This window comes from Bacillus sp. AFS037270, assembly GCF_002585305.1.
Window position 1 is genome coordinate 1 of sequence record NZ_NUNF01000032.1, and the last position, 12,495, is coordinate 12,495.

Sequence of the window (12,495 nt, forward strand, 5' to 3'; positions counted from 1 at the left end):
TTTATTGAGGGAGGTTTGTTTAAGTGTAATTTTTCACAAATTGCATTTTTATTTTAAGTTAAGACAATTTTTCCAGGTTAATGCATCTTCCAGCAATTATCTATATCCTCTACACAGATTGACCCTACCATTAGGCAGGGGATGTATGTCTTTATCGTTTACCCCTTACGGAAATTCTACCGTTAAGTGAGAATTCTCGCTAGACCAAACGCAACTGCTGCTGCGAGTCCTCCAGTAATCATCGTTTGGACAGCACTCTTAATAGGTGAAGTTCCCGTGAACCTTCCTTTTACGTATCCAAAAATCATCAAGGCGATAAGTGTGACCATTACAGAAACCATTAATGCTGTTGCAGGATGCTTTAAGATAAAATAAGGGAACAGAGGGATTAACCCGCCGACAATATAAGAAACTGCAATGGTTATTGCACTGTTTCTTGCCCTGTAGGCTCCGGTTTCTCCAACCCTAATTCGAATCTCATCATAAAATCCACCCATTTTTCAGGGTTCTTTTTCATGGTTTCTGTAATAGATTTGATTTGTTCTTCTTCAAGTCCATATTCCCTGAAAATTTCGGATACTTCCTCTTCTTCGCGCTCCGGAAGGTCTATTACTTCGCGCTTTTCACGAGCAAGTTCAGATTCGTAATGTTCCGCATCCGTTTTTCCTGCCAAGTATCCGCCGAGCCCCATTGCAATTGACCCTGCTGCAATTTCAGCACCTCCTGCCGTGAGAATCAATGATGTTGTATCAATAGCACCAGACAAACCAGCAGCTAATGCAAACGGTACGGTTAATCCGTCTGACATACCAATTACAACATCCCGAACGAAGTCAGACCCAGAGAAATGTTCTTCTACGTGATGCAAGTGTTGATCCATTTTTTTCACCTCCATCTTTAACTGATCTAACACCAATATGCGCCTATTTTTGTAGTGCTATTGTTTTCATAACTCCTCCTAAAAAGAAAAATTTTTTTATAGTATTTACTGTCGCTTGTAAAAAATTCTACGAATAAAATGGGAACATTGATTGGTCTAATCCAATATCAAACTGGACTAGGGTAAAAGGAGAATGAAAAATGTTTGGTACGTTACTTGGAATGACTTAAAATTAACAGATTTCGTTAAATGAACCCACATTTTATTTGAAGAAGAGAAAAGCCTTGCTCCCAATCGAAGCAAGACATCCGTTAGCATAATAACTTCTATTATTTAATAGGAAATTCTTAAATTTAATAATCGTAACAAAAAAAATCTCAATAACGGCAACAGTTCATAATTAATCTGTTATGTTCCATGTATTTTAAGTATCTTCATCGGTTTTGTACTCTAAAATATCTCCAGGTTGACAATCCAAAGCCTTACATATCGCTTCTAACGTTGAAAAACGAATCGCTTTTGCTTTCCCGTTTTTCAAAATGGAAAGGTTCGCCATTGTCTTCCCAACCCTCTCCGAAAGTTCCGTTACGCTCATTTTCCTTTTAGCCAGCATCACGTCAATATTGATGATAATTGCCAAGTTAACCACCTCACACTATTAAATCATTTTCAGATATTATATCTACGACTTCATTCACAAGCCTTTGGAGGACACCAGCAAAGGTTGCGATCACACTCGAAGCAAAGGTGGAATAAAAACCCATTGCATCGACACCGGCCCTGTCACCTTCCATATATATAGCGACAAAGATGATTCCTGCTACAATAAAGGCACTTATTGTGATGGCACAGTATTTGTTAACCTTCAAAGCTTTAACAGATACTTCCGTGAAAGCCTTGTTCTGATCAATGTAAATGAAAAGTTTAAACACATTATACAATCCGCTGAAAAATGGAATAGACAATAAATAAGCAGATAGTAAAAAGGGATATTGCAAGTAAGCAGACTCTGGATGCGCTTTTGCATCTCTACTGGCTATCTCAGGCAGCCAAAATAGACTCATAGAAAGTACCACTATTCCAATAAGAAGAATAACTCCCTTTAGGAAAAACGTTGCCCCTTGGTTCATAGAAAAAACACCTCACTGATCAATGTTCATATGTTACTAAGCGTTTCATAGCAATTACCGTTATTTTTCTTTCGGTCAGCATCATATTGATTTGATTTTGCTATGTTCTCTACCTTAGACCGTTAGATCATTTTCTGATTTGATATCAATCGCTTCTTTTAAAAGCTTTTGGAGAACTGCAGCAAAAACGGCAATGACTAGTGAAACAAAAGGAACAACCATTCCGACAAAGATAGTACCAGGGGCGTCATCTATCTCCGCAAAAAGATAGAAGAGCGGCAAGACTAGCACATGTAAAATACTGATTGTGATGGCACATTGTTTGATTTTCTTTAAAGCAGTTACAGATAATTCGGAGAATGCTTTATTTTTGTCAATATAGCGTAATAGTTTGAACGACTGATACAAAGCAAAGTAAAAAGGAATTGCCGATGCATAAAAAACGATGGAAACGAGATATTTTATTATAAAAGCAAACCCTGGAAGCAATTTTGCTGCAACATTCCCTATCTCAGGCACTAAAAAGATGCACAAAGCAAGAACGGGGATTCCAATAAGAATATTAGCGATCTTTAAAAATAAAGTTGTTCCTCTTTTCATAAAAGCACCTCTCTAATTTATTGTTATTTGAATTTTAAACCAGTATTTATCGTTTTTCAATAAAATTTTATTAAATTAAATAAAGTTTTTGTTGTTATGGAAATGTTGATATTAGAAAAAAATGTGAATGGAGATAGGGGGAGGGGAGTTCTAAAAAGGGAAGAAGCGATGCTTCCTTTAAGCATCGCCCCTTTTACGTTAAATACCATTTTTCACCATGTTTCAAAATAGTTGTTTTTTAATAAAATCTATTAGTGAGTACTGTTAATTACATAGAATTATTAGTCAATGATTAAAACAAGTTTACCATTTCCTAAACCTTTTTCCAGCTGTTCAAAGCCCTGCGACGCTTGCTGGAGCGGCAAAGTTGTCCCAATAATTGGACGAAGTGCACCACTTGTTAGCATGCCGATGACACCATGTATGCTTTGTTCATATTCCTCTTTTGGTGCGTTCCAAAGAGCTGTGGCTAAAATATCACATTCCTTTTGCATGGCAAGACGTGGATTTATTTCTATTGAACCACGATTACCAATAATTACGATTTTACCAAATGGTGCAATTAGCTTTAAATCTGTTACTAAATTCTTATTTGCTAAAAACTCAATAATGACATCAGGTCCATTGCCACCGGTTAAGGCTAGCACATCTTCAATCGTTGCTTCTTTCACATGATCAATGACAAAATCTGCACCAGCTTCGTGCACCAATTTTTTACCCTCATGTCTACTTGCTGTTCCAATGACTTTAGCACTGTGGGATTTAGCCATTTGCACAGCCTGTAATCCAACTCCGCCACTGGCTCCATGAATAAGCACGGTTTGGCCAGGCTTCAGACAGGCACGTTGAAATAATGCACGATAGGCTGTTAATGCAGGTACGCCTAATGCTGCACCTTGTTCAAAAGATACATGGTCTGGTAATGGATGAACTAAGGTTGCGTCACATACTACTTTTTGTGCAAATGTGCCTGTACTATGACCTTTCATTAAGGAAGCAATAAATACTCGATCACCAACACGAACGTTTGTGACTTCTTCTCCAATCGCCTCCACAATCCCAGCACCGTCTAACCCTGGTGTATAAGGCAACTGAGGTATACTAAACGCATATGTACCTGTTAATGTGTAAGTATCACTCGGATTGACGCCCGCCGCATTTAAACGAACACATATCTCTCCCTTTCCAGCCACTACATCCTCTACGTCTGTATATACTAATTTCTCAGGTCCACCAAATTGTGTAACTTGAATTGCTTTCATGTTACCACCTCCTTATAGTTATTATATATCGAAAGAGTCCATTTACAGTAATATCTAGTTTTGGTCCTTTAGGTTAATATATATTTAAGTAAAGCCAAAAAAGTGGCAGGTAGAATTTAAGTGAGGTGTTCCTTGTTGTCAGAGAGTAGAATGAATCCTAAGGTTGATGAATTTTTAAGTAAAGCTAAAAAGTGGAAGGAAGAATATGAGAAGTTGAGACAAATCGTTCTTGACTGTGAGCTGACCGAAGAATATAAGTGGATGCATCCATGTTACACATTTGAGAAAAAAAACATCGTTTTAATCCATGGATTTAAAGAATATTGTGCGCTTTTATTTCACAAAGGGGCCTTATTAAAGGATGCAAAGGGGATACTAATCCAACAAACGGAGAATGTACAGGCGGCGCGCCAGATTCGGTTCACCAATGTTCAAGAAATAATTGCAATGGAGACCATTCTGAAAGATTATATTTATGAAGCCATTGAAGTGGAAAAAGCCGGTTTGGAAGTGAATTTTAAAAAGAATACAGATTACACTATTCCTGAAGAATTTCAAAATAAATTAGATGAGATCCCTGCCTTGAAAACTGCATTTGAAGCACTGACGCCGGGACGGCAAAGAGCATATATTCTTCATTTTTCTCAACCCAAACAATCCAAAACTCGAGTGACAAGAGTTGAAAAATATATGCCGCAAATTCTCAATGGAAAGGGATTAAATGATTAATGCTTTAAGACCACTAAGCCCGCAAATTAACCTTTGATCTTTTGGTCAAAGGTCTTTTTTGCTAGGATTTTTCTTTTTTTCAATAATAATAGAAATAGAGAAGCCCACGCTGAACATGATAAATAATAATGATCTAGTGTTTTAAAATTATATTAAAATTACTTTGTAATGAAATTATCATATTGCTGTGATGAGTCTGTCATACCTTTCTAGTATAGTGAACTTATCAAATCACACTAGGAGGAAACAATCATGCTAAAGAAATTTATCGTAGCCTTTACCATCTTAGCTTCTTGTGGCTCTTTGTTCGCCGCCAAGGGTGAAAAAGCGGAAGCAGCAACTTATAATTATCATACAGCAGCCATTTCAATTGCGAAATCAAATATCGGAGTTCCTTACCGATGGGGCGGGATTTCGCCAAGCGGATTTGACTGTTCAGGTCTTGTGAAGTACTCTTACGGAAAAGCGGGAAGAACACTAAATCGCACTGCAGCACAAATGTACTATGGAAACGGATATCGACCATCTAACTTGCAGATCGGTGATTTATTGTTCTATGGACCGAGTAAAGCAAGTGCCCCAACACATGTTGCCATCTATATCGGATACGGGAAAATGATCATGGCATCCTCCTCTAAAGGGGTTATTATCACCTACACAAGCAACCCATATTGGCATGCTAGATATATTGGAGCAAAGCGAGTATAAAGATCATTGGTGACGATGGTCTTTTGCTTTTTTTAGTCTTTTTCTTCCCTTTAAAAATTATCCTAAAATAGAATTTTTGTAGTAATTGACAATCTCGATGGTCAGAAAGCCCCTCTGATCAACTAACTCTGAGGGGCTTTTCATTATTAGATAGTTGGTTAGTCTTTGAAGAAGAATCTTTACCCAAAGCCAATATTAGAATCATTCCAATAATACAAGCTGTACCAACCCATTGGTAAAAACCAAAGGGTTCTTTTAACCAAAAGACCGTTGTTAAAACGGCAGCTAGTGGCTCTATGCTGCCTAGAAGACTGGATTCTTTAGGAGATAGACTTTGCAAACTTTCTATATAAAACCAAAATGCAAACATAGTACCAAATATGATTACGAAGACTAAATATGAATAAGCTTCTAGCGTTAAGCTTTTAAAGTCCATTTGCCAAGGCGGATGGATAAAACTTAACGCAATACCACCGATGATCATTGCCCATCCGACTATAACAAGTGAATCGTATTGTTTCAATAATGGAACGGCATATAGAGTATAAAATGCTAAAGCTATTCCAGATAAAACACCCCAAACGATGGCAAGAGTTGGCACAGATAATTGAGAGATTGATCCGTTTGTTAATAAGAAAAAACAACCAACTAAAGCCAGCGAAACAGTCAACAAATCATTTCGTGTTAAAACCGTTTGTTTACGGAAAAGTAAGTACACGATAATCATTACAGGTGCTAAATACTGTAAAAGTGTTGCAACAGCCGCATTTCCATGTTTAATGGAAGCCATATAGGTGTATTGAACCGCAAGCATACCGAGTAACCCGAAAATCATCAAATGAATCGCTATCCTTCGTGTTTTCCAGACACCAAGGATCTGGGAACGGTCTTTTCCGAAACATTGAACGGTTAAGAGTAAAAAACCAGCTATGAGCAATCGGATTGTTACCAGCCAATCTACATCGATTTGATAATGTTGAAAAAGCTTTTTTGCAACTGTGCCGCCGATTCCCCAAAATATTGCTCCCGTTATAACAAGAAAGATTCCCTTTCTTCTATTCATGTTAAATTCTCCACCTTTAAATATAAAAATAATATGATAATAATTTATATGATAAGTGAAAAATCCCTGAAATAATACCCGAATCGAATGAAAAAATATAAGTATATTGAGGTAACAATTTAGTTTTTTGAAAGTAGCCTGTGTTTTCTGGACACCGCAGAAAGGGTATTTTTTCCGTAATCCTTTTATGGAGGAAAGATTATTCGTGAATAAGTTACAACCTTTCTCACCAACTTAAGAGATATACAAACTAGAAGAAGGTGTATTATGGCGAAAAACGGTTACCGGTCATTCACGATCATTTCTTTAAGCATGGCATTATTACTAATGTCATCCTGTAGTCAGATACAAAGAAAAGAGGCAAACAATAAGAAAAACACTCCTCGTGAAGTCTTAGGTTTCTACACAGAACAGGAGGGAACATATCCAGGGTCTCAACCTACAGTGAACTCGCAATCCACCAATTTAAGCATCATTGCACCCTTTTGGTATAAGCTTGATGATAAGCGTCCAGGCAGTCTTATAGATTCCGTTACAGCAGATCATAAGAGAAAGGTTATTCAAAGTGCTCATAAAAAACATCTAAAGGTATATATGGTTGTACATAATCTCTTTTATGAAACCGTTGAGAAGGGCAAGCAGGCAGCAAGTAATGTAATCGCTAACGATAAAAACCGCAATGTTTTCATTCAGAACTTACGCAAAGAAATGAAGCAGTTTAAATATGACGGTATTAATATTGACATGGAAAATTTATTTTTGACTGACCGGGATTCCTTTAGTCTAATGATAAAGAAATTGTCGGATGCTCTGCATCGTGACGGGAAAATAGTTACGGTTTCAGTCCCAGCAAACACAGGTGATTCCCGTGCCAATCCCTGGTCTCCGTGGTTTGATTACGAAAAGCTTGGAATATACTCAGATCGGTTAATGATTATGACTTACGATGAACACAACCCAAGAACAGCACCCGGTTCCACAGCATCAGTCAATTGGACAGAAGCAACAATTCGTTATGCTTTGAAACATGGAGTACCACCATCAAAAATTTTACTTGGTATCGCTGGTTATGGATGGGACTGGGATACAACAGCAAAAAAAGCCGTGTATATCTCCTATGCACTGTTAATGGATCAGAAAACCAAATCTAAAGCTAAAGTTATTTGGGACGCCCGTTCGCAAACACCTCATTTCAATTACGTAGATGAAAAACATCATAGCCACCAGGTTTGGTTTGAGAATAGCTATAGTCTGCGGTTTAAGCTAAACCTTGTAGAAAAATATAACTTACGAGGAATCGGGATTTGGCGGCTCGGCTTAGAAGACCCCATGTACTGGACGACCATACCCGAGAAAATAAAAGTAAAAAAGTGATGGAATCGTCTTCCAAATCCTAAATTTAATAAAGAGGTTTTTTTAAAAGGGGATTTTTCAGTCCCCTCCAAAGTTATAATTCCATAGATGACAATGGTAAGAACAGCTTAATCCCCCGTTTATTAAATGGAAGTACTTTTAAGTCCGCAATCAGGTGACTGATGTACCCACCTATACAGGAATAGAAAACACCATGAATCTCAAGTGATGCCTCTAAATTGGAAGCAATAATCCCAAAGAAAACAACCCCTAAGATGGAATGGGTATAGCTGCGGTGTGAAGAAAAGGACGCAATGACAATGTAGATTCCAAGCAGAATTAACCATAGTTCGTCTAGTGAGAATCCTCCCAAAAGTATGGCAATCCCTGTAATGGTTAACATATGTTTTTGTTTAATTAAGGATGCAACCACTATAATCAAAATGCCGATTCCAATACCCAGCCATCGATCACCACTTGTTTTCTCAATGAAACTATAAAAAATCATCATCATTCCAATTATTAGGGCAGATAGCCGTATCACCTTATGAGACAAAGTAATTTTTCCACGAAGCTTACCGTCAATATCTAGATCAGGGATTAATCCTGAGACGCCTCCTAATCCAACAAACAAGAGTGTCGCTGTAGGAGAGGTTTGCAATGTATTAGCAACAATAAATCCTGTTATTGATCCAATAACTGCATGTGAGGTACCATTCAATTTAATTCCACCTTTAATAATCATAAATAGTTAAAATAAAAACAGACATTAACTATTTTACATCAAAACATCTGTTCTGTTTAGAAACTAAAATAGGTATTTAGTAGCTTTTTTCATTTGGATTAACCAAATCTTGTTTAATGTGTAAGAGTTGTCTTAATTTTCAAACTTATCAATAAAATTATTGTTTAATTCCAAGGGGGGAGTTATGTCGAATTAAAAGCTGGAGATATAAGTAGGTCCTTGCAAACGCTTTTGAAAAATGGTAATATATATAAGAATTATTTTTGTTCGGTGTAAAGGATTGTATAAGTAAAACTTTTCGTCTTGATGATCACTGAGAGCAAGGATAGTAATACACTGTGTGTTTTACACACTAGGAGGCAACAAAAATGGAAAATGGTAAAGTAAAATGGTTTAACAGCGAAAAAGGCTTCGGATTCATCGAACGTGAAGGTGGAGAAGACGTATTCGTTCATTTCTCAGCTATTCAAGGCGAAGGTTTTAAAACTTTAGAAGAAGGTCAAGCTGTGACTTTCGATGTTGAGCAAGGTCAACGTGGAGCTCAAGCAGCTAACGTTCGTAAAGCATAATAATACCAAACTCGGAGCAGGCTCTTTTTATAGAGTCTGTTTTTTATTTATTTATCAAAAAAAGGAGCCCTACTCACGAATGAGTAGGGCACATGTAAACAGTAAATCAAATGGTAATCAAAGTGTATCACATAATTACGAATTCTGCTAATTTCCATTGATAAACATTTAAAAGTGCTTTTGTACCTGATGGGAGCCAGTATTGGCTTAGAAAATAATATATTTTTTCTAAAATTAGATTAAACAATAATATTATTATGTTAACTATTTGAATTCAAAGAAGTGCTAAGTAAATTCCAACATGAGGAGATACCTAGCACTTTTTATTATTTATTTTCTGATTAAAGAGGGGCTTTGAAAAGCATATCCTATTCTACAGCTAATCTATTTACCTCACTAAAACCTGCGTTTTCTTAAATTTCATATGATGGACAAAGTTTTGCATTGCATCTGAGCAATCAATGTTGTCAAAGTTTAATTTGTTTAAAGACCGTTTGTCAATTTTAACAGAGAGAATCGTCATCTTTTTCAGATGGCCAGTGGTTGTATCCATAATGGTATCTGAGGCATGTATATAAACGGTATCCAAAGGGAGGAGGGCAAACATATCTCTTGAGATTCTAAATACACAGCTGCAAACATAATCCTGTTGGATATCGAAGTATTTACTCTTTGTCATTTGTTTTACGGATAATTTTCCCGTTTTTGTTAAAGATAACTGTTCCTTTGGAACAACTATATCACAATGTACCTCAAATTCTATCTCCATCATTTTCGGATCTTCTGCGAAGAACTCAAAGCCGCTCCCAAATTCCGTTAAGTCATCCAAAGGGTTAAATTCTTGAATGACTTCGAAGTAAGTATCAATTATCTTTTTGCCTAATCTTGGTATATTAGTTAATGCGTTTTTCGTTAGGTTATATATATTTGTTTATAACTATCCTTGAATTTACTAATTAGACTTATATAAACACGTTGGATATAATGTAAATAACAAAATAATCACAAAATTATAAAAAAACAGAATGTTATCCAGATTAAAGTTTATTCAGAAGGAAGTGGTAAGTCCTACCTATTTTTTTCTTATCAGACTAATGGAAAAAATTATATTAAAAAATACAGAATAGTTAGTATTTCCTATTCTAGGAATAATATTTAACAAATTAGATTAAGGAGGAAAATTATGTTAAGCCAAGAACAAAACGAAATTTTGACTCAAGTAGGACCTGATAAGCCAATGGGGCAGTTACTAAGAAGGTATTGGCATCCAATCGCTGTTAGTAGCGAAATTGAAAAAATTGGGACAACCAAGAGAGTAAAGATTCTAGGAGAAGAGCTTGTATTATACCGTGATAAATCCAATAAATTGGGACTCGTTGCTGACAAATGTGCACACAGAGGAGTATCTCTTGAATATGGTATTCCAACTGAATGTGGGATTCGTTGTCAATATCATGGGTGGGCTTATGATAGGACTGGCCAATGTATAGAACAACCTAATGAACCAGAATCTAGTACGTTTAAAAACAGAATTAAAATATCTGGATACATAGTAGAGGAATTAGGTGGTCTAGTATTTGCATATATGGGCCCAACACCTGCACCTGAATTACCTAAATGGGATTTGTTTGTTCGAGATAATGTCATTCGTACAGTTGGCTTTGCTAAAATACCATGCAATTGGTTGCAAATAATGGAAAACTCTTTGGATCCTACTCATTTGGAATGGTTACATGGCCATTATTTTCAACATGTATTTGAACAACAGGGTAGACCACAGAGTGATTGGAAAATTACAAAACACCATCTCAAAATTGGGTTTGATGAATTTGAGTGGGGAATTATTAAAAGACGAGTCCTCGAAGGACAAACAGAAGAAAATGAGGATTGGGCAATCGGTCACCCAATTGTTTTTCCAACGATGCTTCGTGTAGGAGACAGTGGGGCGCATTCGTTTCAAATTCGTGTTCCAATTGATGACGAAAATACCTTGCATTTTTGGTACACATGTTTTGTTCCTAAAGAAGGAGTTAAGGTGCCGGAAAATTATCAGATTACTTCATATGAATGTCCAATATATGATGACAATGGTAAATTTATTAATGATTATATTGATGGGCAAGACATGTTGGCATGGATCACGCAGGGTCCTGTTGCAGACAGAACTTCTGAACGTTTGGGAACTTCTGATAAAGGAATCATCATGTATCGTCAAATGTTGCAAAGAGAACTAAAAAAAATGGAAAATGGTGAAGATCCTAAATGTGTCATTCGAAATTCTAAAATAAATGATAATATTGAACTGCCTCAAGAAGAAAACAAATTTAGTGAGGGTGGTTTATTATCAGGAGTGGCTAAAGACTGGAATACCAGATATGCACCTAACCTTGATGAAATTATCGAGATATGTAAAGGTGGAAAGGTTTTCTCAGGGCTATAATAGTCAAAGAAGCTCCTTTGGATTTTAGAAGGAACTTCTTTGAAAGGAGATGTATGGTTTGAACAACATAAATAAATATAAAATAAGTTTAAAATACTGTCCAAATTGTGGAGAATCACTTTTGGATTCTAGAAGTCTATTAAATGAATATTGGGTATCCGATGATATTGCTTACTTTTGCTGGTGTAGCAAATGTTCATGGAGAGGTGAAATAGTAGAAATGAAAAGAGTGATTGCGCCTGAGCTAGCTAATAACTAAGGAAAGTAGGTAAAATGGTGAGTGATTCAATAAATGAATTAAAAGAAAAGGTTGCAATCTCTTGTAGAATTTTAGCCATAGAAGGATTAGTGGATGAAACTCTGGGACATGTTAGTGTTCGGATTCCAAATACAGATGAAATGTTAATTCGATGCCGTGGAGAAGAAGAAAATGGGTTAAGGTACACTACTTATGATGCAATTAGAAGAGTGGACTTTGATGGGAACAGTGAGGATCTACATGGAAATTATCAAATTCCTAAAGAACTATCCATCCATGGTGAAATCATGAAATCTCGGCCTGAAGTTGGTTGTGTTATTCATGCCCATCCACCTGCAGCTTTAATATGTGGTATTACTAATTTACCACTGCGCCCTATATTTGGTGCTTTTAACATTCCAGCAATGCGAATGGCCTTAGAAGGAATACCTGTTTTCCCTCGATCCTACCTTGTTACAAGACCTGAATTGGCTGCACCGATGATAGAACAAATGGGTAATAAGAATATTTGCTTAATGAAAGGCCATGGAATTACTGTAACTGGTGCAACCATCGAAGAGGCAACCATCAATGCTATAAACTTCAACACATTAGCGAAAATAACTTTAGAAGTAGCAAAAACTGGGCAGGAAGTACTTGAGATACCTGAAGAGGATATTGCAGAACTTCCTGATTTAGGAACGAAATTTAATGCGAAGTGGGTTTGGCGGTATTATGTAAAAAAGCTAGAAGAATCAGAGATAATGAATTGAGAGGA

Annotated in this window: 15 protein-coding genes; 6 read left to right on the forward strand and 9 right to left on the reverse strand. The window is 36.5% G+C overall.

Going from position 1 to position 12,495, the window contains the following annotated elements; translation table 11 throughout:
- Positions 1 to 182: 182 nt before the first annotated feature.
- From COD92_RS32850 to COD92_RS15790, 6 genes are all read right to left on the reverse strand, one after another.
- Positions 183 to 497, reverse strand: a complete 315-nt coding sequence (locus COD92_RS32850; protein WP_255286704.1) for a VIT1/CCC1 transporter family protein — start codon at positions 495 to 497, stop codon at positions 183 to 185.
- Complete coding sequence (locus tag COD92_RS15770; protein WP_255286705.1) at positions 422 to 880, reverse strand: VIT1/CCC1 transporter family protein; 459 nt, start codon at positions 878 to 880, stop codon at positions 422 to 424. Before COD92_RS15770 ends, COD92_RS32850 begins: the two co-directional genes overlap by 76 nt.
- Before the next feature lie 424 nt (positions 881 to 1,304).
- Complete coding sequence (locus COD92_RS15775) at positions 1,305 to 1,520, reverse strand: helix-turn-helix domain-containing protein (protein ID WP_098531403.1); 216 nt, start codon at positions 1,518 to 1,520, stop codon at positions 1,305 to 1,307.
- A gap of 10 nt (positions 1,521 to 1,530) precedes the next feature.
- Positions 1,531 to 2,010 carry a DUF2975 domain-containing protein gene (locus COD92_RS15780; RefSeq protein ID WP_098531404.1) on the reverse strand — a complete coding sequence of 160 codons (480 nt, stop codon included), beginning with the start codon at positions 2,008 to 2,010 and terminating at the stop codon, positions 1,531 to 1,533.
- 114 nt (positions 2,011 to 2,124) lie between these two features.
- Complete coding sequence (locus tag COD92_RS15785; RefSeq protein ID WP_098531405.1) at positions 2,125 to 2,610, reverse strand: DUF2975 domain-containing protein; 486 nt, start codon at positions 2,608 to 2,610, stop codon at positions 2,125 to 2,127.
- Positions 2,611 to 2,891: 281 nt separating this feature from the next.
- Complete coding sequence (locus COD92_RS15790) at positions 2,892 to 3,872, reverse strand: NADPH:quinone reductase (protein ID WP_098531406.1); 981 nt, start codon at positions 3,870 to 3,872, stop codon at positions 2,892 to 2,894.
- 135 nt (positions 3,873 to 4,007) lie between these two features.
- Here COD92_RS15790 and COD92_RS15795 point away from each other — a divergent pair, with 135 nt between their 5' ends.
- The gene (locus COD92_RS15795; RefSeq protein WP_098531407.1) at positions 4,008 to 4,601 is read left to right on the forward strand and encodes a YdeI/OmpD-associated family protein; all 594 of its coding nucleotides are present in this window, start codon (positions 4,008 to 4,010) and stop codon (positions 4,599 to 4,601) included.
- A 252-nt stretch (positions 4,602 to 4,853) separates the two neighbouring features.
- A complete protein-coding gene (locus tag COD92_RS15800) occupies positions 4,854 to 5,309 on the forward strand; it encodes a C40 family peptidase (RefSeq protein ID WP_098531408.1) in 456 nt (151 codons plus the stop codon).
- Positions 5,310 to 5,427: 118 nt separating this feature from the next.
- Here COD92_RS15800 and COD92_RS15805 read toward each other — a convergent pair whose 3' ends face one another.
- A complete protein-coding gene (locus COD92_RS15805) occupies positions 5,428 to 6,372 on the reverse strand; it encodes a DMT family transporter (protein ID WP_098531409.1) in 945 nt (314 codons plus the stop codon).
- A 267-nt stretch (positions 6,373 to 6,639) separates the two neighbouring features.
- On the opposite strand from COD92_RS15805, the gene COD92_RS15810 reads away from it, so the two are divergent.
- Positions 6,640 to 7,746 (forward strand): glycosyl hydrolase family 18 protein, encoded by a 1,107-nt coding sequence (locus COD92_RS15810; RefSeq protein WP_098531410.1) that lies wholly within the window; start codon positions 6,640 to 6,642, stop codon positions 7,744 to 7,746.
- Between the two features lie 73 nt (positions 7,747 to 7,819).
- Here the strand turns inward: COD92_RS15810 and COD92_RS15815 are convergent, their stop codons facing one another.
- A complete protein-coding gene (locus tag COD92_RS15815) occupies positions 7,820 to 8,446 on the reverse strand; it encodes a metal-dependent hydrolase (protein WP_098531411.1) in 627 nt (208 codons plus the stop codon).
- Between the two features lie 392 nt (positions 8,447 to 8,838).
- On the opposite strand from COD92_RS15815, the gene COD92_RS15820 reads away from it, so the two are divergent.
- Positions 8,839 to 9,039 (forward strand): cold-shock protein, encoded by a 201-nt coding sequence (locus COD92_RS15820; RefSeq protein WP_026574136.1) that lies wholly within the window; start codon positions 8,839 to 8,841, stop codon positions 9,037 to 9,039.
- 388 nt (positions 9,040 to 9,427) lie between these two features.
- Here the strand turns inward: COD92_RS15820 and COD92_RS15825 are convergent, their stop codons facing one another.
- A complete protein-coding gene (locus tag COD92_RS15825) occupies positions 9,428 to 9,868 on the reverse strand; it encodes a hypothetical protein (protein ID WP_176541270.1) in 441 nt (146 codons plus the stop codon).
- A 354-nt stretch (positions 9,869 to 10,222) separates the two neighbouring features.
- On the opposite strand from COD92_RS15825, the gene COD92_RS15830 reads away from it, so the two are divergent.
- Both COD92_RS15830 and phtC read left to right on the forward strand, forming a co-directional pair.
- Positions 10,223 to 11,479 carry an aromatic ring-hydroxylating dioxygenase subunit alpha gene (locus COD92_RS15830; RefSeq protein ID WP_255286706.1) on the forward strand — a complete coding sequence of 419 codons (1,257 nt, stop codon included), beginning with the start codon at positions 10,223 to 10,225 and terminating at the stop codon, positions 11,477 to 11,479.
- A 276-nt stretch (positions 11,480 to 11,755) separates the two neighbouring features.
- Positions 11,756 to 12,490, forward strand: a complete 735-nt coding sequence (gene phtC / locus COD92_RS15835) for a 3,4-dihydroxyphthalate decarboxylase (RefSeq protein ID WP_176541271.1) — start codon at positions 11,756 to 11,758, stop codon at positions 12,488 to 12,490.
- The last annotated feature ends 5 nt before the right edge of the window (positions 12,491 to 12,495 follow it).